The organism is Microcella sp., from assembly GCF_030645145.1.
Classification (GTDB): domain Bacteria; phylum Actinomycetota; class Actinomycetes; order Actinomycetales; family Microbacteriaceae; genus Microcella.
In genome coordinates this window covers 19,264-42,742 of sequence record NZ_JAUSMI010000085.1, presented here as the reverse complement: position 1 = coordinate 42,742, position 23,479 = coordinate 19,264, and the positions used below count along the sequence as shown (strand labels likewise).

The window sequence follows — 23,479 nt, the reverse complement described above, 5'->3', positions numbered from 1 at the left end:
ATGGCCCGCGGCAATGCGGCTGGGTGGGGCCGAGCGCGGCCCGGCGCGGCCGAGCGCGGCCCGGCGCGGCCCGCGCTACACGAGCGGGCGGTACTTCACGAGCTGCGCGATCGTCGGGCCGAGCTCGCGGCACAGGTCGAGCACCGTGAACGGCCCGCCGGCCGAGGCGCGCTGCGCCGCGAGCCCGTGGATGACCGCGGCGGCCGCCGCGAGCCGGCCGAGCAGCGCCGGATCGTCGACGACCGCGTCGCCATGCGTCGCGACGAGGGCTCCGAGGATGCCCGCGAGGGCATCCCCCGCGCCTGCGGTCGCGAGCCACGCGGGCGCCGTCCGCGCCACGAGCTCCTCGCCGGTGGCGCCCACGACGTGGGTCGTGTGCCCCTTGAGCAGCACGGTCACTCCGAAGCGCTCGGCCGCCCGCCGGGCGGAGCCGAGCGGGTCGGCGCGCACGGCGTCCGCCTCGACGCCTGTGAGCCGGGCGAGCTCGCCGGCGTGGGGAGTGATGACCGTGGGCGCCGTCGACGAGGCGGCGAGGTCGAGCGCGCCGGCGTCGAGCACGAGCGGGCGGTCCGACTCGAGCGCGTGGTGGAAGCGATCGCGCGTGGCGGCGTCGCGCTCCGCGCCGGGCCCGGGCACGGGCATCCCGCTGCCCAGGAGCCACCCCTGCACGCGCCCCGGCTCGGTGACCGCCTCGGGGCGGCGCTGCAGCACGAGGTCGGCGGCGCGCGCCGGGCCGAGGTAGCGCACCATGCCGACTCCGGTGCGGAGGGCCGACTCGACGCCGAGCACCGCGGCGCCGGGGTACTGAGCCGAGCCGGTGACGATGCCGAGTACTCCGCGCCGGTACTTGTCGTCGGTCTCGCCGGGGACGGCGATGAGTCGGGCGGCGTCGTCGGGGAGGAACTGCGTCGGGCCTGTCACGCCGACACCCTATCGATCGGCGCTCCACGCCCGGTCGACCCGCTCGCACGCGCACGCCCCGCGCCCGCCGCACGCCCCGCACCCGCCGCACGCCGGCACCGTCAGACCGCGCCCAGGAATACCTCAGCCCGCCCCCTGCTTGCATTGACTCGTGACCTCCGCGCTCTTCTCCCCGCTCACCGTCCGCTCCCTCACGCTGCGCAACCGGCTGTGGGTCGCCCCCCTGTGCGAGTACTCCGTCGACGAGCGCGACGGCGTGCCCACCGACTGGCACGTCGTGCACCTGGGCTCGTTCGCGCGCGGCGGCGCCGGCCTCGTGATCGCCGAGGCGACCGCCGTGACGCCCGAGGGCCGCATCAGCCCGCACGACACCGGCATCTGGAACGATGCGCAGGCCGACGCGTGGGCGCGCGTCGTCGACTTCATCCACTCGCAGGGCTCGGCGGCGGGCATCCAGCTCGCGCACGCCGGCCGCAAGGCGAGCATCTACCCCGAGTGGGGCGAGACGCGCGAGGGCTACTCGGGCCGCGGCACGATGCCCGCGAGCGAGGGCGGCTGGCAGACGGTCGCCCCGTCGGCCGTGGCATTCGACGGCTACGACACCCCGGCGGCCCTCGACGAGCAGGGCATCGCGGATGTCGTGGCCGCCTTCGCCGACGCCGCCCGCCGTTCCGTCGCGGCGGGCTTCGATCTCGTCGAGGTGCACGCCGCCCACGGCTACCTCCTCCACCAGTTCCTCTCGCCGCTGTCGAACACGCGCGACGACGCGTGGGGCGGCTCGCTCGAGAACCGCGCCCGCATCGTGCTCGACACGGTGCGCGCGGTGCGCGCGGCCGTCGACGTGCCCGTCCTGGTGCGCTTCTCGGCGACCGACTGGACGGAGGGCGGCTGGGACGAGCAGCAGACCGCGCAGGTCGCGGCGTGGTCGCTCGAGGCCGGAGCCGACCTCTTCGACATCTCGAGCGGCGGCCTCGTCCGGGCGAGCATTCCCGTCGGACCCGGCTACCAGGTGCCGCTCGCTGCGCACGTGCGCTCGGAGGGCGACGTGCCCGTCGCCGCGGTCGGCCTCATCACGGAGGCCGCGCAGGCGGAGGAGATCATCGAGTCCGGCCAGGCCGACGCCATCCTCATGGGGCGCAAGTGGATGCGCGACCCGCACGCGGCGCTGAGCTTCGCGCGCGACCTCGGCGATGAGGCCGCGCTGCAGCAGCTCGTTCCGCCGCAGTACCGTCGCGCGTTCTTCTAAGGGGCGCATCCCCTGCGCACTGTGACGGCGCCGCCCCCTCGGGAGCGGCGCCGTCGCCGTCTGCGCGAGAACCCGCCTAGGGCCGGCGCCGGGTGGCGTCCTGCACCTCGCCGACGAGCTCCTCGATGATGTCCTCGAGGAAGAGCACGCCCGTGGTGCGGCCCTGCGCGTCGACCGAGCGCGCGAGGTGCGCGCCCGAGCGGCGCATGACGGCGAGGCCGTCCTCGAGATCCGCGCTCGCGAGGATCGACACGAGACGCCGGATGCGCTTCGGCGGCACGGGGTCGTCGAACTCGTCCTCGTCGAGATCGATGACGTCCTTGAGGTGCACGTACCCGGTCGGCTCGCGATCCTCATCGACGAGCACGTAGCGGCTGAAGCCGCGCTGCGCGACGGCCCGCTCGACGTCGGCGGGCGAGGCGTCCTCCGGTAGCTGGACGAGCTCGTCCATCGGCACGGCGACGTCGTGCACCTTCTTCGTCGTGAACTCGAACGCGGCGCTGAGCGCGCCGGAGCGGTCGTGCAGGAGGCCCTCGCGCTGGGACTGCTCGACGATCGTCGCGACCTCCTCGAGCGTGAACGCGCTCGTCGCCTCGTCCTTCGGCTCGACCTTGAACAGCCGCAGCACGCCGTTCGCGACGGCGTTGAGGGCGACGATCACGAAGCCGAACACGCGCGCGACCGCGACGAGCGGCGGCGCGAGCAGGAGCACCGAGCGCGTCGGCAGCGAGAACGAGATGTTCTTCGGCACCATCTCGCCGAGCACGACGTGCAGGAACGACACGAGCAGCAGCGCGATCGTGAAGGCGATGCCGCTCACGACCTCGTACGGCAGCCCCGTGAGCTCGAGCGGGATCTCGAGGATGTGGTGGATCGCCGGCTCGGAGACGTTGAGGATGAGCAGCGAGCACACGGTGATGCCGAGCTGGCTCGTCGCGAGCATGAGCGTCGCGTGCTCCATGGCCCACAGGGCGGTCTTCGCGGCACGCGAGCCGGCGTCGGCGCGCGGCTCGATCTGCGAGCGCTTGGCCGAGATGACGGCGAACTCCGCGCCGACGAAGAAGGCGTTGCCCGCGAGGAGGACGACGAGCCAGACGAGGCCCCACCAGTCGGAGTCGCTGATCATCGGCCGGCCTCCTCATCGTCGGTGCGCGGTCTCGGCGTGTACCGGACCCGGTCGATGCGGCGGCCGTCGAGCCGCTCGACGCGGAACGCGCCCGGGTCGATCTCGACGACGTCGCCGACGGCCGGGAGGCGCCCGAGCTCGGACATCATCCAGCCGCCCACGGTCTCCCACGGGCCGTCGTCCGGAACGGAGACGCCCGCGCGATCGCGGAGCTCGTCGGGGCGGAGCATGCCGGGGAAGGTGAGCCAGTCGCGCGAGCGGACGACGCCGACGAGGACGCGATCGTGCTCGTCGGAGACCTCGCCGACGAGCTCCTCGACGAGATCCTCGAGCGTCGCGACGCCCGCGGTGCCGCCGTACTCGTCGACGACGATCGCCATCTGGTAGCCGCGGCCGCGCAGCTCGGCGAGCAGCGTGTCGAGCATCATCGTCTCCGGCACGCGCAGCGCGTCGCTCTGCAGAGCGGAGACGGGCACGTCGGGGCGGCGATCGTGCGGCACGGCGACGGCCTGCTTGACGTGGACGATGCCGACGATGTCGTCGATCGAGTCGTCGGTGACGGGGAAGCGGGAGAAGCCGGTGCGGCGTGCGAGCTCGATGACGGCGAGCGCCGAGTCCGAGCGGTCGATGCTCGCCACGCGCGGGCGGGGCGTCATCACGTCGGAGGCCGAGTGCTGCGAGAAGGCGAGCGTGCGCGAGAGAAGGGTCGCGGTGTCGGCCTCGAGCGAGCCCTCCTTCGCCGAGCGGCGGACGAGCGAGGCGAGCTCCTCGGCGGTGCGCGCGCCGCTGAGCTCCTCCTTCGGCTCGATGCCCACCGCGCGAAGGATGGAGTTCGCGGTGTTGTTGAGCAGTGAGATCGCCGGCTTGAACACGGTCGTGAAGAGCGCCTGGAAAGGGATCACGAACTTCGCCGTCTGGCGCGGCAGCGACAGCGCAAAGTTCTTGGGCACGAGCTCGCCGACGATCATCGACAGCAGCGTCGCGATGACGACGGCGATGATCGTTCCGACGATGCTCACGGCACCTTCGGGCAGGCCGAGGGCCGTGAGGGGGCCGGCGAGCATCATCGAGATCGCGGGCTCCATCGTGTAGCCCGTGAGGAGCGTCGTGAGCGTGATGCCGAGCTGCGCGCTCGAGAGGTGCGTGGAGGTGATCTTGAGGGCCGCGATCGTGGGCCCGAGCCGCTTCTCGCCGCGCGCCTGGCGCGCCTCGAGATCGGAGCGATCGAGATTGACGAGCGCGAACTCGCTCGCGACGAAGAAGCCGGTGCCGATGGTGAGGAGCACACCGGCGCCGAGGAGGATCCACTCAGCGCCCACGGGTGCCCCCGATCATCGGCGAGGGACTATGACTGGGGTCGGACGGCGAAGACGGCGGGTCATCCATGATGCGAGGAAGTATAGCCAGGCGCGCCCGGCGCGGCTGAGCGTCGGATGCCCGGGGGCGCCTCCGCGACGACGCGCCCGATCACCAGGAGACCGGCAGCGCCTTCCCCTCCTCGTACCCCGCGGCCGACTGCACGCCGACGACCGCGCGCTCGTGGAACTGCGGCAGCGTCGCCGCGCCCGCGTAGGTCATCGACGAGCGCAGCCCCGAGGTGATCATGTCGAGCAGGTCGTCGATCGAGGGCCGCTGCGGGTCGAGAAGGATGCGCGAGCTCGAGATGCCCTCCGCGAAGAGCGTCTTCCGCGCCCGGTCGAAGGCGTCGAGCCGCCGGAACCGCTGCTCGACGGCGCGCGTCGACGCCATGCCCCACGAGCTCTTGAACCAGCGCCCCTCCTCGTCGACCTCGATCTCGCCGGGCGCCTCGAGCGTTCCGGCGAACCACGAGCCGATCATGACGGCGGAAGCACCCGCGGCGAGCGCGAGTGCGACGTCGCGCGGGTAGCGCACGCCACCGTCGGCCCAGACGCGAGCGCCCTTCTCGCGGGCCGCCTGCGCCGTGTCGAGCACGGCCGAGAACTGCGGGCGCCCCACGGCCGTCATCATGCGCGTCGTGCACATCGCGCCCGGTCCGACGCCGACCTTGAGGATGTCCGCTCCCGCCTCGACGAGGTCGTGCACGGCCTCCGGCGTGACGACGTTGCCCGCGACGAGCGGGACGCCCAGCCTCTTGCCAGCCACAGCCCGCACGGCCGCGAGCATCGACTCCTGGTGGCCGTGCGCGGTGTCGAGCACGATGACGTCGACGCCCGCCTGGACGAGCGCCTCTGCTCGCGCCGCCGGGTCGCCGTTGGCGCCGATCGCGGCCGCGACGCGGAGCCGGCCACGGGCATCCGTCGCCGGGGTGTAGAGCGTCGCGCGCACGGCGCTGCGCGCGCTCAGCGAGCCGATGATTCGACCGTGGTGCATGACGGCGACGGCCTCGACGCCCGCCGCGTCGATGAGGTCGAACGCCTGGCGCGGGTCGGTGACGTCCTCGTCGTCGAGGGCCGGGACGGGGTCGCCCACGAGGTCGCCGATGCGCGAATCGGGCAGCGCGCCGCGCAGGCGGCTGACGGGGATGCACCGCGCGGGCGCCCCGTCGGCGTCGACGACGGTCAGCAGGGCCCCCTGAGTATCGGGCGCCCGGCGCAGCGCCTCCGCGATAGTCGTCTCGACGCCCACGGCGACGAGCGGGTCGAGCATGACGGGCGCGGCCTTGACTGCGCGGATCGCGGCGTCGAGCTCGCCGAGCGGGGTGTCCTGCGGGAGGACCCCGAGCCCGCCCCGTCGCGCGAGGGCGGCGGCGAGGCGCGGACCCGTCACCGAGGTCATGTTCGCGGCCACGATGGGGATGCCCAGGGCCGTCGGATCATCGACCGTCAGGTCCGCGCTCAGGCGGCTTCCGACATCCGACCGACCGGGCACCAGGAACACGTCGGAGTACGTCAGATCATGGGCGGGTCGCTCGTCGAAGAATCGCACATCTTTCAGCCTACGGCGGGCCTCTCGCGCGCGGGGGACCGGTCTTCAGTGGGTAGGCTTGACGGGCTGGGGACCAGCGAGGGTTCCCAATCGATCCGAGCATCTAGCGAAACGGAAGTGGGCGGTCGGCTGTGTCAAGCCAAGTGACCGGAGTGAGCCCCGACGGCGGCGCCGCGGGCGAGTTCGGTGCCAACGAGTGGCTCGTTGACGAGATGTACGAGCAGTTCAAGACCGACAAGAACTCGGTCGACCCGTCGTGGTGGCCGATCCTCGAGAAGTACCACCAGTCGGCTCTCGCCGACGCCCCGCCGCCCGCGTCGGGCTCGGAGCCCGCGCCGGCGCCCGCCCCCGCCCCCGTGGCGATGGATGCGCCCGAGGCCGCCCCCGCCTCCGCCCCCGCGGCGTCGTCCGTCCCCCCGGCCTCGGTGCCGATCACGGGCAGCCAGCCCGTCGCCCGCACGACCTCCGCTCCCCCGCAGCGCCAGCCGATCCCGGCGCAGGCGCCCGCGGCGACCTCCGCCCCCGCCGCGACGGCCGAGGATCCGGCCGAGAACACCGTCACCCCGCTCAAGGGCATGGCGAAGTCGCTCGCCGCGAACATGGACGCCTCGCTCAGCGTGCCGACCGCGACGAGCGTCCGCACGATCCCCGCGAAGCTGATGATCGACAACCGGATCGTCATCAACAACCACCTCAAGCGCGCCCGCGGCGGCAAGGTCTCGTTCACGCACCTCATCGCCTGGGCGATGGTCCGCGCGCTGCGCGAGTTCCCGAGCCAGAACGTCTTCTACGACGAGGTCGACGGCAAGCCCGTCGTCGTCACGCCCGCGCACATCAACCTCGGCATCGCGATCGATCTCCCCAAGCCCGACGGCTCGCGCGCGCTGCTCGTGCCCGGCATCAAGAAGTGCGAGTCGATGGGCTTCGGCGACTTCCTGACTGCCTACGAGGACGTCGTCAAGCGCGCCCGCGACAACAAGCTCGCCGCCGCCGACTTCCAGGGCAACACGATCTCGCTCACGAACCCCGGCGGCATCGGCACCGTGCACTCGGTGCCGCGCCTCATGCGCGGGCAGGGCGCCATCATCGGCGCCGGTGCGCTCGAGTACCCGGCCGAGTTCCAGGGCTCCTCGCCCGCGACGCTCGCCGAGCTCGGGATCGGCAAGACCATCACTCTCACGAGCACCTACGACCACCGCGTCATCCAGGGCGCCGGGTCGGGCGAGTTCCTCAAGAAGGTGCACGAGCTGCTCATCGGCCAGCGCGGCTTCTACGAGGACATCTTCGCCGACCTGCGGATCCCCTACGACCCGATCCACTGGGCTCAGGACATCCACGTCGACCTCTCCGACGCGGTCTCGAAGACCTCGCGCGTGCAGGAGCTCATCAACTCCTACCGCGTGCGCGGCCACCTCATGGCCGACGTCGACCCGCTCGAGTACCGTCAGCGCTCGCACCCCGACCTCGACATCGCGAGCCACGGGCTGACCTTCTGGGATCTCGACCGCGAGTTCGTCACGGGCGGCTTCGGCGGCCGGCGCACGATGCTGCTGCGCGAGATCCTCGGCGTGCTGCGCGACTCGTACTGCCGCACGGTCGGCCTCGAGTACATGCACATCGCCGACCCGGCGCAGCGGCGCTGGTTCCAGGACCATCTCGAGCGGCCGTACCAGAAGCCGACGCACGACGAGCAGATGCGCATCCTCGGCAAGCTCAATCAGGCGGAGGCGTTCGAGACGTTCCTGCAGACCAAGTACGTCGGCCAGAAGCGCTTCAGCCTCGAGGGCGGCGAGTCGGTCATCCCGCTCCTCGACGAGATCCTGCAGGGCGCCGCCGAGGCCGAGATGGACGAGGTCGCCATCGGCATGGCCCACCGCGGCCGCCTCAACGTGCTCGCCAACATCGCCGGCAAGACGTACGGGCAGATCTTCCGCGAGTTCGAGGGCACGCAGGATCCGCGCAGCGTGCAGGGCTCGGGCGACGTGAAGTACCACCTCGGCACCGAGGGCGTCTTCACCGCCATGAGCGGCAAGCAGATCCCCGTCTACCTCGCCGCGAACCCCTCGCACCTCGAGGCCGTCAACGGCGTGCTCGAGGGCATCGTCCGCGCGAAGCAGGACCGCAAGGGCGACGGCCAGTTCGGCGTCCTCCCCGTGCTCGTCCACGGCGACGCGGCGATGGCGGGCCAGGGGGTCGTGCTCGAGACGCTGCAGCTGTCGCAGCTGCGCGGCTTCCGCACGGGCGGCACGATCCACGTCGTGGTCAACAACCAGGTCGGCTTCACGACGCCACCCGGCGAGGCGCGCTCGTCGAACTACTCGACCGACGTCGCGAAGACCATCCAGGCGCCGATCTTCCACGTCAACGGCGACGACCCCGAGGCCGTCGTCCGCGTCGCCGAGCTCGCGTTCGCCTACCGGCAGGAGTTCAAGCGCGACGTCGTGATCGACCTCGTCTGCTACCGCCGTCGCGGCCACAACGAGGGCGACGACCCCTCGATGACCCAGCCGCTCATGTACAACCTCATCGAGGCCAAGCGCTCCGTCCGCACGCTCTACACCGAGTCGCTCGTCGGCCGCGGCGACATCACGCCGGACGAGTTCGACGCCGCGCACCGCGACTTCCAGGAGCGCCTCGAGGTCGCCTTCGCCGAGACCCACGCCGTCCAGACGGGGCAGATCCCCGTCGTCGGCGCCGGCGCGGTCACCTCGCCTGCGATGGAGACCATCGCGGCGGAGCCGGAGACGACGGGCGTGCCGGTCGAGGTCATCCAGCACATCGGCGACGCGCACGACAACCCGCCCGCGGGCTTCAGCATCCACGGCAAGCTGCAGGCGATGCTCAAGAAGCGCGTCGAGATGAGCCGCAACGGCGGCATCGACTGGGGCTTCGGCGAGCTGCTCGCGCTCGGCTCCCTCCTCATGGAGGGCACGCCCGTGCGCATGTCGGGCCAGGACTCACGCCGCGGCACGTTCGTGCAGCGCCACGCCGTCCTGCACGACCGCGCCAACGGGCAGGAGTGGCTGCCGCTCGCGAACCTCGCCGAGAACCAGGCCAAGCTCTGGATCTACGACGCGCTGCTCAGCGAGTACGCGACCATGGGCTTCGAGTACGGCTACTCGGTCGAGCGCCCCGACTCGCTCGTGCTGTGGGAGGCGCAGTTCGGCGACTTCGCCAACGGCGCGCAGACGATCATCGACGAGTTCATCTCCTCCGCCGAGCAGAAGTGGAACCAGCGCTCGAGCGTCGTGCTGCTGCTGCCGCACGGCTACGAGGGCCAGGGCCCCGACCACTCGTCGGCGCGGATCGAGCGCTACCTGCAGCTCGCGGCCGAGGAGAACATGACCGTCGCGCGCCCGTCGACGCCCGCGTCGTACTTCCACCTCCTGCGCCGCCAGGCTTACGCCCGCCCGCGCCGCCCGCTCATCGTCTTCACCCCGAAGGCGATGCTGCGACTGCGCGGCGCTACGAGCGAGGTCGCCGACTTCACCGAGGGCCGCTTCGAGCCCGTGCTCGACGACGCGAACATCACCGACCCGCAGTCGGTGCGGCGCGTCCTGCTGCACGCGGGCAAGATCCACTACGACCTCAAGAGCGAGATCGAGAAGCGCGGCACGGAGGGCGTCGCGCTCGTGCGGCTCGAGCAGTTCTACCCGCTCCCCGAGGTCGAGCTGCAGGAGGTCGTCGACCGGTACCCGAACGCGGAGCTCGTGTGGGTGCAGGACGAGCCCGAGAACCAGGGCGCGTGGCCGTTCTTCGCGCTCGAGAGCGCCAAGCGCGAGGGCCGGCCCGTCCGCGTCATCTCGCGCCCGGCATCCGCGTCGCCCGCGACCGGGTCGACCAAGCGCAGCGCGCAAGAGCACGCCGCCATCATGGAGGCCGCGCTCGGCGACTAGGCCCAGTACGCCGAACGGGCCCGCTCCCTCCGTCAGGAGGGGCGGGCCCGTTCGCGTGAACGCGGGCTCTAGGCCTTCGAGTCGAGCTTCTCGATCGTGCCGAGGATCATCGCCCGGAGCTCGTCCGGCGCCTTCTCCTGGCAGGCCTCCTTCACCTTGGTGGTGAGGGTGAGGCCGACGAGATGCTCGGCCGAGCAGTCGTCGCAGTTGCTCATGTGGTCGCGGATGTCCTGGCACTGCTCGGCGCTGAGCTCGTTGTGCAGGAACTCCTCGAGCTCGGCTTTGGCCTGGTCGCAGCCGCAGTCGGTCATGTCGTGCTCCTCGAAGTGGTGGTGGTCTCTTTCAGCGTCATCCCGCGCTCGCGGGCGTAGTCGGCGAGCAGCTCGCGCAGCAGCCGTCTGCCGCGGTGGAGCCGGCTCATCACGGTGCCGACGGGGGTCTTCATGATGTCGGCGATCTCCTGGTACGAGAAGCCCTCGACGTCCGCGAAGTAGACGGCGAGACGGAAGTCCTCCGGGATCGACTGGAGGGCGTCCTTCACGGCGCTCGCGGGCATCCGGTCGATCGCCTCGGCCTCGGCGGAGCGGCTCGAGCTCGACGTCGCCGACTGCGCGTTGCCGAGCTGCCACTCCTCGAGCTCGTCGGTCGAGCCCTGGTAGGGGTCGCGCTGCTTCTTGCGGTACACGTTGATGAACGTGTTGGTGAGGATCCGGTACAGCCACGCCTTGAGGTTCGTGCCCTGCTCGAACTGGCCGAAGGCGGCGAACGCCTTCACGAAGGTCTCCTGCACGAGGTCGGAGGCGTCGGCGGGGTTCTTGGTCATGCGCATGGCGGCGCCGTAGAGCTGGTCCATGAAGGGGAGCGCCTGCTCCTGGAACAGCTGGCGGCGCTCGGCGAGCTCGTCAGTCATCGGGAGCGAGTCTACGACCGGCGCCTGCGGGGTCGCGCCGGTGCGCTGCCGGGCGTCGGGGTCGACGGATGCGGTGCTCACCCGCTCGAGGACGGCGCTCGTCATACGGCGGCTCCCTTCGCTCGTGCTGCCGATACTCTGTAACCGATGCAGGTATTCGGCTATTCCTCGCCCCGATTCAGCCCCTACGACGACGACCGCGCCGACCACTCGGCTCCGACGGGCGACGCGGGGCCGTGGCGCGCGCCGCGAGCGACGGGCCCGCTGGATGCCCGGCTCGCCCTGCCCGGATCGAAGAGCCTCACCAATCGCGAGCTCGTGCTCGCCGCTCTCGCCGACGGCCCGTCGCTGCTGCGCCGGCCCCTGCACTCGCGCGACTCGGCGCTCATGATCGCGGCTCTGCGCGCGCTCGGCGTGGGAATCGACGAGATGCCGGGCGACGGCGCCTACGGCCCCGACCTGCGCGTGACGCCCGCGACCGAGCTGACCGGCTCGACGAGCATCGACGTCGGGCTCGCGGGCACGGTCATGCGCTTCCTCCCGCCCGTCGCGGCGCTCGCGCTCGGGCCGGTCGCCTTCGACGGCGACGAGGCCGCGCGGCGGCGCCCGATGCGCACGACGATCGACTCGCTGCGGGCGCTCGGCGTCGACGTCAACGACGACGGCCGCGGAGCGCTCCCCTTCAGCCTGTGGGGCTCGGGCGCGGTGCGCGGCGGCGAGGTCGCGATCGACGCGAGCGCGTCGAGCCAGTTCGTCTCGGGCCTCCTGCTCGCCGCCCCCCGCTTCGCGGAGGGTCTGACCCTGCGGCACACGGGCGAGCGCCTGCCGTCGATGCCGCACATCGAGATGACGATCGCCGCTCTCGCGGCGCGCGGCGTGACCGTCTCGAGCCCCGACGAGGGCGTCTGGGTCGTCGCGCCCGGGCCGATCGCGGCGCGCGACGTCGACATCGAGCCCGACCTCTCGAACGCCGCGCCGTTCCTCATCGCCGCGGTCGTCGCGGGCGGCACGGTCGCGATCGAGGGCTGGCCCGAGACGACGACGCAGGTCGGCGCCGACCTCATCGACATCCTCCCCCGCTTCGGCGCGAGCGTCCGCCGCGAGGGCGACGCGCTCGTCGTCGACGGCGGCGAGGGGCTCCTCGGCGGCCGAGCGATGCCGGGCGTCGAGCTCGACCTCTCGCGCGGCGGCGAGCTCGCCCCCGCGATCGTCGCGCTCGCGGCCCTCGCCGACTCGCCGAGCCGCATCACGGGCATCGAGCACCTCCGCGGTCACGAGACCGACCGCCTCGCCGCGCTCGCCGACGACCTGTCGCGCGTCGGAGGCGCCGCGACCGAGCTCGACGACGGCCTCGCGCTCGAGCCGCACGCCCTGCACGGGGCCGACTGGGGCGCCTTCGCGGATCACCGCATGGCCCATGCGGGAGCCGTCATCGGGCTCGCCGTCGACGGCATCGACATCGACGACATCGGCGCGACGTCGAAGACCCTGCCCGAGTTCCCCGAGCTGTGGCAGCGGCTCGTCGCCTCGACGCGGGCGGGGTCCGACTCCGCATGAGCTGGCTTCCGCCCGACGACGACGAGGACGAGCCCTACGGCGCGTACGACGAGTCGGCCGTGCGCTCGCGCCCGAACCCGAAGGCCAACCGGCCGCGCTCGAAGCAGCGCCCTGCCCACGATGACGCCGTCGTCGGCCGCATCGTCACGGTCGACCGCGGCCGGTACCTCGCCCTCATCGACGAGGGCGAGCCGACCGAGCGCGCGGTGATCTGCACGCGCGCGCGCGAGCTGCGCAAGACCGCGATCGTCACGGGCGATCGCGTCGACGTCGTCGGGGACGTGAGCGGCGAGGTGGGCGCGCTCGGGCGCATCGTCCGCGTGCACGAGCGCCGCACCCTCCTGCGGCGCAGTGCCGACGACACCGACGCCGTCGAGCGAATCGTCGTCGCGAACGCCGACCAGCTCATGATCGTGGTCGCCGCGGCGAACCCCGAACCGCGGCCCCGGCTCGTGGACCGCTACCTCGTGGCCGCGTTCGACGCGGGCATCTCTCCGCTGCTCGTCGTGACGAAGACCGACCTCGCCGACCCCACGGCCTTCCTCGCCCACTTCGCGGGGCTCGACGTGCGCGTCGTCACGAGCTCGGCCGAGCATCCGCCCCTCGATGCCCTGCACGCGCTGCTGCGCGATCGGACGACCGTCGCGGTCGGGCACTCGGGCGTCGGCAAGTCGACCCTCGTCAACGCGCTCGTGCCCTCGGCCCAGCGCGCGATCGGCCACGTCAACGCCGTCACGGGCCGCGGCCGGCACACCTCGAGCTCGACGGTGTCGCTCCGACTGCCCGACGGCGGCTGGATCATCGACACCCCCGGCGTGCGCTCGTTCGGACTCGGGCACGTGAACCCCGACAGCATCCTCACGGCGTTCGAGGATCTCGCCGAGGTCGCCCGCTCGTGCCCGCGGGGCTGCACGCACCTGCCCGACTCCCCCGACTGCGAGCTCGTCGAGGCGGCCGCGCGCGGCGAACTCGGCGAGCTCGGCCCGCAGCGTCTCGACTCGCTCCAGCGGCTGCTGACGACGCTCACCAAGTCCGCGTACTGAGCGAGGCTCGCGACCGCTACTGTGAGAGCCGTGACCGACCTCGCCGCCGATCTGGCGCTCGCGCTCGAGCTCGCCGAGCGAGCGGATTCCGTCTCGGTCGACCGGTTCCGCGCGGTCGACCTCGAGGTGACGACGAAGCCCGACCGCACCCCCGTGACCGACGCCGATCGGGCCGTCGAGCGCGTCATCCGCGAGGGTCTCGCCGCGGCGCGACCGGATGACGGCATCCTCGGCGAGGAGTACGGCACGGCGACCGGCACGGGCGACGGCGCCCACCGCCAGTGGATCATCGACCCCATCGACGGCACCGCCAACTTCCTGCGCGGCATGCCGATCTGGGGCACCCTCATCGCGCTCGCGATCGACGGCGTTCCCGTGGTCGGCGTCGTGAGCTCGCCCGCTCTCGAGCGCCGCTGGTGGGGCGCGCGCGGTCTCGGCGCCTTCGTGCTGCGCACGGGCCCCGCCCCTGAGCCGGATGCCCGCCCGCTCCGCGTGAGCGGCGTGCGCGATCTCGCCGACGCCTCGATCTCGTACAACAGCCTCCCCGGATGGGACGACGAGGGCCGCCTCGACGGCCTGCTCGCGCTCACGCGCGCCGCCTGGCGGTCGCGCGCGATCGGCGACATGTGGTCGTACATGCTCGTCGCGGAGGGCGTCATCGACGTCGCGGGCGAGTTCGACCTGCAGCCCTACGACATGGCGGCGCTGCAGCCGATCATCGAGGAGGCCGGCGGCCGCTTCAGCTCGGTCGACGGCGAGACGGGGCCGTGGCACGGCAGCGCTCTCGCGACGAACGGGCACCTGCACGACGCGGTGCTCGCGCTCGTCGCGCGCACGGCACCCACCGGCGCACCCGCCGCCGGATCACGCACAGCACCCGACTCCGCACCCGACGAAGAAGAGTAGTCCATGCCCGCCCCCACCCCCCTCCGCCTCGCCGTCGGCGCGCTCGCGGTCGTCTCGGCGACCGCCGCGCTCTCGGGCTGCGCGTTCCTCTCGCAGTTCACCGGCGCCGGCGAGGCGCAGCGCGACACCGAGGGCCAGGTCGTCGAGGGCAATGACTCGACCGACGTCTTCACGCTCCGCGTCGGCGACTGCCTCAACGACGCCGACGCGATCGAGCAGGTCGAGACCGTTCCGACGACGCCGTGCGACGAGCCGCACGACAGCGAGGTCTTCGCCTCGGTGATCATGACCGAGGACGACTACCCCGGCCAGGAGGCCATCCTCGAGCGCGCGGACGCCGAGTGCCTCACCGAGTTCGAGGCGTTCGTCGGCGGCGGCTACAACGACTCGCCGTACGACTTCAGCTACTACTTCCCGACCGAGGGCAGCTGGAGCGAGGGCGACCGCGAGATCCTCTGCGTCATCTACGACCCGGCCGGGCCCGTGACGGGCAGCCTCGAGGGCTCGTCGAGCTGAGCGCTCACCGCGCGCCGAGCGCGATGACGACCTTGCCGCGCACCTCGCGGCGCCGGAGCCGGTCGATCGCGTCGAGGGCTCGCTCGACGGGGACGACCTCGTCGACGGCCGCGGACATCCGCCCCGCCGCGAGGTGATCGAGCAGGATCGCGAGGTCGGCGCCCGACTCCTTCTGCATGACCATCGCGAGGCGGTGCCGCACCCAGGGGTCGAGCAGCGCCGCACGGAACTGCCGGTCGAGCCCGTCGAGCACGGGCCCGCCGACGTGGTCGGCGCCGACGATGGCGAGCGCGCCGCGCTCGGTCAGCAGCCGGCGCAGCACCGGCAGGTCGCGGCCATCCGCAGTGTCGATGACGGCGTCGAAGCGGCCCCAGCCCTCGGGCCCGGGGTCGGTGCGGTAGTCGATCGTGCGCTCGGTGCCGAGCGAGCGCACGAAAACGGCTTTCCCCCCGCTCGCGACGCCCGTGACGCGGGCGCCCGCGAGAACGGCGAGCTGCACGAGGTACGCCCCGACTCCGCCCCCCGCGCCGATGACGAGCACCGTCTGCCCCGCGCTGACGCGAGCGGCGTCGCGGACTGCCTGCAGGGCCGTGACGGCCGAGATCGGGAGCGCGGCGGCGTCGGTCGTCGACACCTCGTCGGGGATGCGCGCGAGCTTCCGCGGCATCGCGAGGACGAGCTCGGCGAACGCCGCGGGCGCCGACCCGGCGACGCGATCGCCGACCGCGAATCCGACCTGCTCGGGCGTCGCGCCGGGCGGCAGCGCCTCGACGCGCCCCGCGAACGCGAGGCCGGGGATCGGCTGTCGGGGCCGGCGCAGCCCGAGGAACGGACGGACGAGCGTCGGCCTCCCGGTCAGCAGGTGGATCGTGCCCGAGTCGGGGCTCACCGCCTCGACGCGCACGAGCACGCGACCGGCGCGGGGTGCGGGCGCCGGCGCATCGCCGAGCCGCAGCATCTCGACGCCGCCGTAGCCGCTCTGGAGCAGGGCCCGCATGGTCGCGGGCGTCGTGATCGTGGTCATGGTGGTCTCTCGTCTCATCGGTCGGGCGGTGGCGGATGCGGCGCTCACGCGCCGTCCGGGTACTGGAACACGTCGTCGAGCGGGACGCCGAAGACGCGCGCGATCTGGAAGGCGACCTCGAGCGAGGGCGAGTACTTGCCCTGCTCGATCGCGATGACGGTCTGGCGGGTGACGCCGATGCGCTCGGCGAGCTCGGCCTGCGTCAGCTCGCCGTGGGCGAAGCGGAGGGCGCGAATGCGGTTCTCGACGCGCGTGGGCTTCACCATGCCGGCACTCCCCCGCGGTAGAGCGCGACCTTCGTGATGCCCTCGAGCACCGCGGAGGCGTAGAAGCCGACGAAGAGCGCGTGGGCGATCCAGAAGTGGTCGGCCTCGAGCATCGCGAGCACGAGGGCCGCGAGGGCGCCGATCACGAGCACGGCGCGCGCGGTGTGCTCGGCGCGCGCGCTGATCTGCCGGTCGCGCACGTCGGTGCCGTGCCCGTCTCGACGGGTCAGGATGGAGACGAGGATCGTGACGACGATCGTCACGACGATGCCGACGCCGAGGCTCCACAGCATCGCGTCGACGTAGGGCGCCTCGACGAGCGGGCCGCCGGCCGCGCGGGCGGCGAGCACGACGCCGTAGACGACGCCCGTCACGATGCCGACGACGAGGCCGATCCAGGCCACCTTCTCCTCCTGGGCCATGGGGTGCTCCTTCTGGTCGATCGATGCGGATGTCAAGAATTGCTGACATGCACAAGGTAAAGCGCAGCGGACATCCTGTCAATGATTTTTTACACATCGTGGATGCTCGTGCCGCCGTGAGAGCGCGCCGCCCTCGCAGCTCGGCTCGCAGTTCGTCGCACGGATCCGCCGTTCGTCGCACCGAACCGCCACCCGTCGGCGGGGCCCTCCGCGCGCCGACGCCGCTTCCTAGGGTGACCTCACGCAATGACGCGACCCCCTGGAGGAGAACGATGACGTCACAGCCACCCGGATCGACCGTCGAGGCCCGGCCCGACGGACCCGAGCCCGACCCGGCGCTCCCACCCACCGAGCTTCCCGCCGCCGAGCGCGAGCGCGAGAGCCGATGGACCCTTCCGAAGATCATCATCTGGGCGGCGGTCGCGCTGCTCGGCGGCGTCTCGTGGACCATGATCGCGATCGTGCGCGGCGAGACCGTCAACGCGCTCTGGTTCGTGTTCGCGGCCGTGTGCACCTACCTGATCGGCTACCGCTTCTACTCGAAGGTCATCGAGCGCTACATCACGCGCCCCGACGACCGCCGGGCCACGCCCGCCGAGGTGCGCGCGGACGGCAAGGACTACGTGCCGACCGACCGCCGCGTGCTCTACGGCCACCACTTCGCCGCGATCGCGGGCGCCGGCCCGCTCGTCGGGCCCGTGCTCGCCGCGCAGATGGGCTACCTGCCCGGCACGATCTGGATCATCGTCGGCGTGCTGCTCGCCGGCGCCGTGCAGGACTACCTCGTGCTGTTCTTCTCGATGCGCCGCGGCGGTCGCACGATCGGCCAGATGGCCCGCGACGAGCTTGGTCGCATCGGCGGCACGGCGGCGATCATCGCCTCGCTGCTCATCATGCTCATCATCATCGCGATCCTCGCGCTCGTCGTCGTCAACGCGCTCGGCGAGAGCCCCTGGGGCGTCTTCAGCGTCGCGATGACCATCCCGATCGCGCTCTTCATGGGCGTATACCTGCGCTACCTGCGCCCCGGCAAGATCTCCGAGGTCTCCATCATCGGCTTCGTGCTGCTCATGGCCGCGATCATCGCGGGCGGCTGGGTCGCCGAGACGCCGTGGGGCATCGAGCTCTTCACGCTCGACCGCACGACGATCGCGTGGGGCATCATCATCTACGGCTTCATCGCCGCCGTCCTGCCCGTCTGGCTCCTGCTCGCCCCGCGCGACTACCTCTCGACGTTCATGAAGATCGGCGTGATCGTCATGCTCGCGGGCGCCGTCGTGCTCGTGCGCCCCGAGATCTCGGTGCCGGCCTTCAGCGAGTTCGCCGGCGGCGAGCTCGGCCCGGTCGTCTCGGGAACGCTCTTCCCCTTCCTGTTCGTGACGATCGCGTGCGGCGCCCTCTCCGGGTTCCACGCGCTCATCGCCTCGGGCACGACGCCGAAGCTCATCGAGAAGGAGCGCCAGACCCGCTTCATCGGCTACGGCGGCATGCTCATGGAGTCGTTCGTCGCGATCATGGCGCTCGTCGCCGCCCTGTCGCTCGACCGCGGCATCTACTTCGCCATGAACTCCTCCGCGGCCGCCACCGGCGGAACGGTCGAGGGCGCGGTCGCGTTCGTGAACTCGCTCGGCCTCATGGGCGTGAACCTCACGCCCGAGCTGCTCACGAGCACCGCCTCGGCCGTCGGCGAGGAGTCGATCGTCTCGCGCACGGGCGGCGCCCCGACCCTCGCGCTCGGCATCGCGAACATCATGCAGCAGCTCTTCGGCGGCGCCGCGCTCGCGGGCTTCTGGTACCACTTCGCGATCATGTTCGAGGCGCTGTTCATCCTCACCGCCGTCGATGCCGGCACGCGCGTCGCGCGCTTCATGCTGCAGGACTCGATCGGCAACGTGATCCCGAAGTTCAAGGACACGGGGTGGCGCCCCGGCGTCTGGATCACGACCGCGCTCATGGTCGCGGGCTGGGGCTGGATCCTCATCCTCGGCGTCACCGATCCGCTCGGCGGCATCAACACTTTCTTCCCGCTGTTCGGCATCGCGAACCAGCTGCTCGCGGTCATCGCGCTCGCGGTCGTGCTCGCGATCGTCGCCAAGCGCGGGCCGAGCTACGTGCGCTGGCTGTGGATCATCGGGCTGCCGCTCACCTTCGCCGCGATCGTCACGATCACCGCGTCGGCGTTCAAGATCTTCTCCCCCGTGCCGCAGGTCGGGTACTGGTCGAACCACTTCGCCTTCCGCGGAGCGCTCGAGGCGGGAGAGACCTCGTTCGGCACGGCCCAGACGGTCGAGGCGATGGAGGCCGTCGTGCGGAACACGATGGTGCAGGGCATCCTGTCGATCGTGTTCGTGACGCTCGCGATCACCGTCGTGATCACGTCGCTCATCGCGACCGTGCGGGCGATCCGCGCCGGCGGCGGCGAGACGCACGAGGATGCGCCCGTCGCCTCGCGCCGGTACGCGCCGCAGGGATTCTTCGCCACGAGGGCCGAGCGCGAGCTCGAGCGGCAGTGGGACCAGCTGCCCGCGGACCAGCGACCCGCGTCAGCCAGGCACTGATGACCGCCACCGCAGCACGGCGTCCCGCCCGGATCATCTCGGTCCGGGCGGGCGCCGCCGCGCTCGGGCGCGCCGGTCGCGCGATCGCCTGGTACATGCGCGAGCTCATGGGCGACACGGCCTACCGCACCTACCTCGACCATCACGTCGCGACGCACGGCGCCGACGTGGAGCCCCTCACCGAGCGGGAGTTCTGGCGGGGCAGAATGGACGAGCAGGACCAGAACCCCGGGGCCCGCTGCTGCTGACGACGACGCGATGAGGAGCGCCCATGCCTGACGCCGCGCTCCTCGCCGTCGCCGCCTTCGCGCTCGGCATCGCCGTCACCCTGCTCGCGCAGCTCATCCGGCGGCAGGCGCGCGGCGGCACCGACCTCGGGAGCGATGCGGAGCGCGCGACCTTCCGCACCCTCTCGCTCGCGTCGCGCGCGGCCGTCCACCTGCGCGGCGGGCTCGACGGCGAGGGCGCGCATCGCGCGAGCCGATACCTGCGCACCCTCCTCGGCAGCGAGGCGATCGCGCTCGCCGACCGGAGCGGCGTCGTCTCGATCGACGGGCGCGGCGACCTCAGCGCCGTCGCCTCCGGGCTGGCGGCGAGCGTCATCCAGTCGGGTCAGCGCCAGGTGCTCTCCGGGCGATCGGCGGGTGACGGCGTCGAGAGTCACGACGCGCCGCAGGCGGTCGGCGCCCCCGTCATCGCGAACGGCCGCGTCGTCGGCGCGATCGTCGCGTTCGCGACCCGCGTGCAGGCTCCCCTCGTGCGCGCGACGACGGAGGTCGCCGCGTGGTGCGGCGCGCAGATCGAGCTCGGCGAGCTCGAGACCTCCCGCGCCGCGCTCGCGGAGGCAGAGCTGCGGGCGCTGCGCGCCCAGATCAGCCCCCACTTCATCTACAACGCGTTGAGCGTCATCGCCTCCTACACGAGCACCGACGCCGAGCGGGCGCGCGACCTGCTCCTCGACTTCGCCGACTTCATCCGCTACACGCTGCGCTCGCAGGGCGAGTTCACGACGCTCGCGGACGAGCTCACGAGCGTGCACTCCTACGTCGAGCTCGAGCGCGCGCGCTTCGAGGAGCGTCTGAGCGTGACCCTCCGCATCGAGCCCGAGACGCTCGCGACGGTCATCCCCTTCTTGAGCCTGCAGCCCCTGGTCGAGAACGCCATCCGTCACGGGCTCGAGCCGCGCGAGGCAGGCGGCACGGTCGTGATCGCGGCGCGCGACGACGGCACGCACACCGAGATCACGGTCGACGACGACGGCGTCGGCATGCGACCCTCGGCCCTGCGCGCGCTGCTCACCGAGAGCGAGCGCACCGACCACATCGGGCTGCGCAACGTCGACGCGCGCGTGCGGAGCATCTACGGCGACGATCACGCGCTCATCATCGAGACCAACGAGGGAGCGGGGACGATGGTGCGGATGCGCATCCCGAAATCGCAGCCGTTCAACGAGACCGATCGGGGGTCGAGCGCATGACCGCTCGCCCGGACGTCGCCGAGGCCGCGCGAACGATCGACCTCCTCATCGCCGACGACGAGCGCCGCGTGCTCGACGAACTCGAGTCGCTCCTGCGGGGCGACCCGCGCGTGGGCGGGATCCTGCGGGCCTCGACGGGGTCGGAGGCCCTGCGCCTGCTCGCCGAGCACGAGGTCGACGCGGCCTTCCTCGACATCCACATGCCGGGGCTCTCGGGGTTCGACCTCGCGCGCGCCGTCTCCCGCTTCGCCGAGCCGCCCGCGATCGTCTTCGTCACCGCCGACGAGGCCGGCGCGATCGAGGCCTTCGACGTGCAGGCGGTCGACTTCATCCTCAAGCCGATCCGGCGCGAGCGGCTGCGGCGCGCGGTCGGCCGCATCCTCGCGCTGCGCGACAGCCCCGCCGGGCCGGATGCGCCGCCGGACGAGAGCATCCCCGTGCGGGTCGGCAACATCATGCGCGTCGTCCACCGCAGCGACGTGCGCTGGGTGCAGGCGCAGGGCGACTACTCGCGGCTCGTCACCGAGACCGAGAGCCACCTCATCCGCGAGCCGATCTCCGAGCTCGAGCAGCGCTGGCAGGGCGCGGGGTTCATCCGCGTGCACCGCTCGTACCTCGTGCGCCGCGACGCGATCACGGCCGTGCGGCTCGGGGGCGCGCATCCGACCCTGACGGTCGCCGGCGAGGAGGTCCCGGTGAGCCGCCGCTCGATCCCGATCGTGCGCGAGGCGATGCTGCAGCCGCGCCAGGGCGGGCGATGACCGAGAACGGCACGGGGGGCGGTGCCGAGCGCCGCCGCGGCGCGTCCCGCCCGCCGCGCGAGCGCGTGACCTCGATCGACGCGGCGAGCGCGCGCACCGATCCCGCGCCGCGGACGGGCCGCTGGGCGGTCGGCGAGGCCGAGACGCTCTTCACCCGCACCCTCATGCGGGCTCAGGGGCGGCTCGCGATCGTCTGCCTCCTGTCGTTCGGCGTCGCGCTCGTGCTCGTGACGGTCGTGATGAGCCGGATCCCGCTGCTCGACGCGATCGTGCTCGGCGGCGTGCCGCTGTCGTGGCTCATCCACGCGTACGGCTTCTACCCGCTCATGGTCATCTGGGCGGTCGGCTACACGCTCGCCTGCCAGCGGCTCGAGGGCCGGTTCACGCAGCTCGTGGAGCACGAGTGAACGCCGCGCTCTCGATCGCCGCGATCGTCGCGGTCGTCGTCGTGACCGCGGTCATCGGCATCTGGGGGCTGCGGATCTCGCGCACGACGAGCGACTTCTTCGTCGCCTCGCGCACCGTGCGCCCGGTCTGGAACGCCTCGGCCATCAGCGGCGAGTACCTCTCCGCGGGAACGTTCCTGGGGCTGTCGGGTCTCGTTCTGCTGTCGGGCTCCGACGCGTTCTGGTTCCCGATCGGGTACGCCGCCGGCTACCTGCTCGTCCTCATGCTCGTCGCCGCTCCCCTGCGGCGCAGCGGGGCGTACACGATCCCCGACTTCATCCACGCGCGGCTCGACTCGCTCCTCGCCCGCCGGCTCACGAGCGCGCTCGTGCTCATCATCGGCTGGCTGTACATCGTGCCCCAGCTGCACGGCGCATCGCTCGCGCTCACGGTCGTAGCGGACATCCCACCCTGGGTCGGCGCGACGACCGTCGCGCTCGTCGTCGGCGGATCGGTCGCCGCGGGCGGCATGCGCTCGATCACCTTCGTGCAGGCGTTCCTGTTCTGGCTCAAGCTCGCCGCGCTCGCCGTGCCCGCGATCTTCTTCGCGATCACCCTCAGCGGCACCGAGCCCCGGATCGACCCCGCTCTCGTCTTCCCGCAGGGTCTCGGGCCCGCCGGCCTCGACGCCTATGCGACGACCTCGCTGCTCATCGGCCTGCTGCTCGGCACCGTGGGCCTCCCCCACGTGCTCGTGCGGTTCTACACGAGCCCCACAGGCGGCTCGGCGCGCTGGACGACGGTCGGCGTCATCGTGCTCATCAGCGCCTTCTACATCGCCTCGAGCACGATCGGCCTCATCGCGCGCATCGCGGCCCCCGACCTCGCCGCCCCCGGGGTCGCCGACACCGTCGCCCTCCAGCTGCCCTCGCGGCTCATCCCCGGGCCAGCCGGCGACCTGCTCACCGCCCTCGTCGTCGCGGGGGCTCTCGCGGCGTTCCTCGGCACCTCCTCCGGGCTCGTAGTCTCGCTCTCGAGCGCGGTCAGCCAGGATCTCTTCCACGGCACCGTCACGTCGTTCCGCTGGGCGGCCGTCTTCTGTACGTTCGTGCCGCTCGTGGTCGCCCTCGCGACCGCGCCGCAGGGGCTCGTGACCTCGGTCGGCACCGTGTTCGTCTTCGCGGCCTCGGCGCTCTCGCCCGTGATCCTGCTCGGCATCTGGTGGCGACGGCTCACGGCCCGCGGAGCCGTCGCGGGCATGATCGTCGGCGCGGTCTCGTGCACGGCGGCGCTCATCGGCTCGGCCGCGGTGGGGCCGGGCGCGGGCGCGCTCTCGAGCCTGCTCGCGCAGCCCGGGCTCTGGACGATCTCCGCCGCGACCCTCACGAGCGTGATCGTCTCTCTCGTCGACGGCCGCACGCCCGTGAGCGCCGACCGCATCCTCAGCCGCCTGCACTCGCCCGAGCGGTCGCGCGGCGAGCTCGCGGCGGGCGGCTGAGCGACCGAGCGGGCGGATGCTCGTGCGAGCGCTCGGCGACGCCGCCCCGTTCCTCTCG

At 72.3% G+C, this 23,479-nt stretch carries 21 protein-coding genes; 12 read left to right on the top strand and 9 right to left on the bottom strand.

The window, feature by feature from the left end; all coding sequences use genetic code 11:
• Window positions 1-75: 75 nt before the first annotated feature.
• Window positions 76-921 carry an ADP/ATP-dependent (S)-NAD(P)H-hydrate dehydratase gene (locus Q7T15_RS05595; protein ID WP_304694127.1) on the bottom strand — a complete coding sequence of 282 codons (846 nt, stop codon included), beginning with the start codon at window positions 919-921 and terminating at the stop codon, window positions 76-78.
• 151 nt (window positions 922-1,072) lie between these two features.
• Between Q7T15_RS05595 and Q7T15_RS05590 the strand changes: the two genes are divergently transcribed.
• The gene (locus tag Q7T15_RS05590; protein ID WP_304694125.1) at window positions 1,073-2,167 is read left to right on the top strand and encodes an NADH:flavin oxidoreductase/NADH oxidase; all 1,095 of its coding nucleotides are present in this window, start codon (window positions 1,073-1,075) and stop codon (window positions 2,165-2,167) included.
• 76 nt (window positions 2,168-2,243) lie between these two features.
• Here Q7T15_RS05590 and Q7T15_RS05585 read toward each other — a convergent pair whose 3' ends face one another.
• The 3 genes from Q7T15_RS05585 to Q7T15_RS05575 form a co-directional block, all read right to left on the bottom strand.
• Window positions 2,244-3,293 (bottom strand): hemolysin family protein, encoded by a 1,050-nt coding sequence (locus tag Q7T15_RS05585; RefSeq protein WP_304694123.1) that lies wholly within the window; start codon window positions 3,291-3,293, stop codon window positions 2,244-2,246.
• Window positions 3,290-4,612: a hemolysin family protein gene (locus tag Q7T15_RS05580; protein ID WP_304694121.1), complete on the bottom strand. Its 1,323-nt coding sequence runs from the start codon at window positions 4,610-4,612 to the stop codon at window positions 3,290-3,292. The genes Q7T15_RS05585 and Q7T15_RS05580 overlap by 4 nt, the downstream gene beginning before the upstream one ends.
• A 148-nt stretch (window positions 4,613-4,760) precedes the next feature.
• On the bottom strand, window positions 4,761-6,200 hold the full coding sequence (locus tag Q7T15_RS05575) for a GuaB1 family IMP dehydrogenase-related protein (RefSeq protein ID WP_304694119.1): 1,440 nt from the start codon (window positions 6,198-6,200) through the stop codon (window positions 4,761-4,763).
• 131 nt (window positions 6,201-6,331) lie between these two features.
• Between Q7T15_RS05575 and Q7T15_RS05570 the strand changes: the two genes are divergently transcribed.
• A complete protein-coding gene (locus Q7T15_RS05570; protein ID WP_304694117.1) occupies window positions 6,332-10,096 on the top strand; it encodes a multifunctional oxoglutarate decarboxylase/oxoglutarate dehydrogenase thiamine pyrophosphate-binding subunit/dihydrolipoyllysine-residue succinyltransferase subunit in 3,765 nt (1,254 codons plus the stop codon).
• 68 nt (window positions 10,097-10,164) lie between these two features.
• Here the strand turns inward: Q7T15_RS05570 and Q7T15_RS05565 are convergent, their stop codons facing one another.
• Both Q7T15_RS05565 and Q7T15_RS05560 read right to left on the bottom strand, forming a co-directional pair.
• Window positions 10,165-10,407, bottom strand: coding sequence for a zf-HC2 domain-containing protein (locus Q7T15_RS05565; protein ID WP_304694114.1), 243 nt, complete (start codon window positions 10,405-10,407; stop codon window positions 10,165-10,167).
• The gene (locus Q7T15_RS05560; RefSeq protein ID WP_304694129.1) at window positions 10,404-11,006 is read right to left on the bottom strand and encodes a sigma-70 family RNA polymerase sigma factor; all 603 of its coding nucleotides are present in this window, start codon (window positions 11,004-11,006) and stop codon (window positions 10,404-10,406) included. Before Q7T15_RS05560 ends, Q7T15_RS05565 begins: the two co-directional genes overlap by 4 nt.
• A gap of 147 nt (window positions 11,007-11,153) precedes the next feature.
• Here Q7T15_RS05560 and aroA point away from each other — a divergent pair, with 147 nt between their 5' ends.
• The 4 genes from aroA to Q7T15_RS05540 are packed head-to-tail and all read left to right on the top strand — an operon-like array spanning window position 11,154 to window position 15,028.
• A complete protein-coding gene (gene aroA / locus Q7T15_RS05555) occupies window positions 11,154-12,563 on the top strand; it encodes a 3-phosphoshikimate 1-carboxyvinyltransferase (RefSeq protein WP_304694112.1) in 1,410 nt (469 codons plus the stop codon).
• Window positions 12,560-13,606, top strand: a complete 1,047-nt coding sequence (gene rsgA / locus Q7T15_RS05550; RefSeq protein ID WP_304694110.1) for a ribosome small subunit-dependent GTPase A — start codon at window positions 12,560-12,562, stop codon at window positions 13,604-13,606. The genes aroA and rsgA overlap by 4 nt, the downstream gene beginning before the upstream one ends.
• Before the next feature lie 30 nt (window positions 13,607-13,636).
• Window positions 13,637-14,512 (top strand): inositol monophosphatase family protein, encoded by an 876-nt coding sequence (locus Q7T15_RS05545; RefSeq protein WP_304694108.1) that lies wholly within the window; start codon window positions 13,637-13,639, stop codon window positions 14,510-14,512.
• Between the two features lie 3 nt (window positions 14,513-14,515).
• On the top strand, window positions 14,516-15,028 hold the full coding sequence (locus tag Q7T15_RS05540) for a septum formation family protein (protein WP_304694106.1): 513 nt from the start codon (window positions 14,516-14,518) through the stop codon (window positions 15,026-15,028).
• A gap of 4 nt (window positions 15,029-15,032) precedes the next feature.
• Here Q7T15_RS05540 and Q7T15_RS05535 read toward each other — a convergent pair whose 3' ends face one another.
• The 3 genes from Q7T15_RS05535 to Q7T15_RS05525 are packed head-to-tail and all read right to left on the bottom strand — an operon-like array spanning window position 15,033 to window position 16,740.
• The gene (locus Q7T15_RS05535; RefSeq protein ID WP_304694104.1) at window positions 15,033-16,052 is read right to left on the bottom strand and encodes an NAD(P)-dependent alcohol dehydrogenase; all 1,020 of its coding nucleotides are present in this window, start codon (window positions 16,050-16,052) and stop codon (window positions 15,033-15,035) included.
• 44 nt (window positions 16,053-16,096) lie between these two features.
• Window positions 16,097-16,318: a helix-turn-helix transcriptional regulator gene (locus tag Q7T15_RS05530; RefSeq protein ID WP_182490294.1), complete on the bottom strand. Its 222-nt coding sequence runs from the start codon at window positions 16,316-16,318 to the stop codon at window positions 16,097-16,099.
• A complete protein-coding gene (locus Q7T15_RS05525) occupies window positions 16,312-16,740 on the bottom strand; it encodes a hypothetical protein (protein ID WP_304694101.1) in 429 nt (142 codons plus the stop codon). The genes Q7T15_RS05530 and Q7T15_RS05525 overlap by 7 nt, the downstream gene beginning before the upstream one ends.
• 272 nt (window positions 16,741-17,012) lie before the next feature.
• On the opposite strand from Q7T15_RS05525, the gene Q7T15_RS05520 reads away from it, so the two are divergent.
• The 6 genes from Q7T15_RS05520 to Q7T15_RS05495 are packed head-to-tail and all read left to right on the top strand — an operon-like array spanning window position 17,013 to window position 23,421.
• On the top strand, window positions 17,013-19,298 hold the full coding sequence (locus Q7T15_RS05520; RefSeq protein ID WP_304694099.1) for a carbon starvation CstA family protein: 2,286 nt from the start codon (window positions 17,013-17,015) through the stop codon (window positions 19,296-19,298).
• On the top strand, window positions 19,298-19,546 hold the full coding sequence (locus tag Q7T15_RS05515; protein ID WP_304694097.1) for a YbdD/YjiX family protein: 249 nt from the start codon (window positions 19,298-19,300) through the stop codon (window positions 19,544-19,546). Before Q7T15_RS05520 ends, Q7T15_RS05515 begins: the two co-directional genes overlap by 1 nt.
• A 23-nt stretch (window positions 19,547-19,569) precedes the next feature.
• Window positions 19,570-20,775 carry a sensor histidine kinase gene (locus tag Q7T15_RS05510; RefSeq protein WP_304694095.1) on the top strand — a complete coding sequence of 402 codons (1,206 nt, stop codon included), beginning with the start codon at window positions 19,570-19,572 and terminating at the stop codon, window positions 20,773-20,775.
• Window positions 20,772-21,536 (top strand): LytTR family DNA-binding domain-containing protein, encoded by a 765-nt coding sequence (locus Q7T15_RS05505; RefSeq protein ID WP_304694093.1) that lies wholly within the window; start codon window positions 20,772-20,774, stop codon window positions 21,534-21,536. The genes Q7T15_RS05510 and Q7T15_RS05505 overlap by 4 nt, the downstream gene beginning before the upstream one ends.
• Window positions 21,533-21,943: a hypothetical protein gene (locus Q7T15_RS05500; protein ID WP_304694091.1), complete on the top strand. Its 411-nt coding sequence runs from the start codon at window positions 21,533-21,535 to the stop codon at window positions 21,941-21,943. The genes Q7T15_RS05505 and Q7T15_RS05500 overlap by 4 nt, the downstream gene beginning before the upstream one ends.
• Window positions 21,940-23,421 (top strand): cation acetate symporter, encoded by a 1,482-nt coding sequence (locus tag Q7T15_RS05495; RefSeq protein ID WP_304694089.1) that lies wholly within the window; start codon window positions 21,940-21,942, stop codon window positions 23,419-23,421. The genes Q7T15_RS05500 and Q7T15_RS05495 overlap by 4 nt, the downstream gene beginning before the upstream one ends.
• Window positions 23,422-23,479: the final 58 nt, after the last annotated feature.